The 1,703-nt window shown below is 66.9% G+C and carries 2 protein-coding genes; one reads left to right on the forward strand and one right to left on the reverse strand.

The window, feature by feature from the left end; all coding sequences use genetic code 11:
• Nucleotides 1-29 precede the first annotated feature (29 nt).
• Nucleotides 30-1,196, reverse strand: coding sequence for an IS630 family transposase (locus ACL02O_RS34110; RefSeq protein ID WP_412822303.1), 1,167 nt, complete (start codon nt 1,194-1,196; stop codon nt 30-32).
• 135 nt (nt 1,197-1,331) lie between these two features.
• Here ACL02O_RS34110 and ACL02O_RS34115 point away from each other — a divergent pair, with 135 nt between their 5' ends.
• Nucleotides 1,332-1,697: a hypothetical protein gene (locus ACL02O_RS34115; protein WP_412822304.1), complete on the forward strand. Its 366-nt coding sequence runs from the start codon at nt 1,332-1,334 to the stop codon at nt 1,695-1,697.
• The last annotated feature ends 6 nt before the right edge of the window (nt 1,698-1,703 follow it).

A 1,703-nucleotide genomic window follows, 5' to 3' on the forward strand; every position in this document is an offset into this window, starting at 1 on the left:
AGTGGTCCAGGTCGTAAATCCTTCGGGGGTTATGCGGCCAGGGCGTGTGCGGCAGGCTGGTGGTCGCAGCCGGCGGGTTGCTGGAGGTTCTGCTCTTTCTGTTCGTGTCGCTCGATCCGGGCCAAAAGGTCCTCGAGGTCGGCCGGGGTGAACTTCCATCTGAACGGCCGGGCGGTCGCGTTGTAGCGCTGCTCGAAGGCGGTGAGCCGGTCTTCGACCTGGTCAAGGCTGGTGAAGTCGTTGGGTGTCAGGACCTTGCGCTGCACGATCGAGAAGTAGATCTCGATCTGGTTCGTCCACGACGCGTGGACCGGGGTGTGGACCATGACCGCGTTCGGGAACCGCGCCGTGAGCCGGTCGGCCGCGGCTTGGCCACGGTGTGAGGAGCCGTTGTCGACCACCCAGAACACTCGCTTCGCCGACGCGTAGGGCTCTTGGGTCATGACCTGCTCGACCAGGGTCATGAACGGTAGGATGCCGGTCTTCGCGTTGCGGTGGGAGAGCACTCGGGCCTGGTGGACGTCGTAGGCGGCCAGGTAGGCGAGGGCGCCTTTGCGCTGGTACTCGTGGTTGACCCGCATCATCCGGGCGACACCGGGCGCCAGGGTGGGGTGGCAGCGGCAGCGGGCCTGGATGCTGGTCTTCTCGTCGCTGGAGATTACGTACTCGTCGGAGCCGAGCGGGACGCCGTCGTATTCGCGGGCGTAGAGGCCGAGCACGCGGGCGGCTTTGACGGCGAACTTCGGGTCGCGGATGAAGATCCAGGACTGGTGCTGCCAGGGTTTGATCGTGTCACGGGCAAGGATCCGGCGGATGGTCGACGCCGAGATCGCCGCGACGATGCCACGGTCGACGGCTTCAGCGGCCAGGTCCGGGTAAGTCCACCTCGACAGTGGCGTGCCGGTCTCGGCCGGTAGCTGGCAGGCCAGGGCTTTGACCTCGGCGACCTGGACCGGGGTGAACCGTGGCGGCCGTCCCGGGCGTGGCCGATCGGTGAGGCCGGCGAGGCCTTCGTCGGCGAACCGGCCGCGCCAGCGGCGCACGGTGTCGATGGTGAGGTCGTGCCGCCGGGCGATCGCGGCGTTGGAGTCTCCGCGGGCGGCATCACAGACGATCCGGGCCCGGATGACCTGCTGATATGCGGCGGTGTGGGAGTAGGCCAGAGCGGTGAGCCTGTGTCGTTCGGCGGCGGTCAAGGTGATTGGACGTGCGTGAGGGGCAGGCACCGGCCGGCTTCCATCGAAGATGATCTCGTTCAGGGCCGGTCGAGAATGCCGGTCAGACGTGCCGCAACCCGGCAGGACACGCCGGAGGCGGCAGGATGTGAACCCATGCCGGTCATTCCTGCCTCCACCAAGACGTCCCTGCCGCAGCGACTGCGGGCCCGGGCCAAGGAGAGGTGGCCGCAGCTGGCCGCAGTCCACGTGCGCTACCACGGCCACTTCGCCTACGTCACCGTCGAATTGACCGGCGGACAGCAGCACCTGCCGTTGATGCGACTGCGCTACAGCGGATCCGCCCACCGCTGGAGCCTCGCGACCTACCGGGCCAGCAACAACAGCTACGAAGACCAGTACTGGTTCGGCGGCACCACCGAAGAAGCCCTCGACTTCGTCTGCGACGTCCTCGTCAGTCCCATCAGCGACTGCACACATCCAAACCCCGGACCGTCAACCACCGAAGGACTTACGAACTGAAGCACT

Origin of the sequence: Micromonospora mangrovicola (genome assembly GCF_047200535.1) — a bacterium.
GTDB lineage: Bacteria > Actinomycetota > Actinomycetes > Mycobacteriales > Micromonosporaceae > Micromonospora.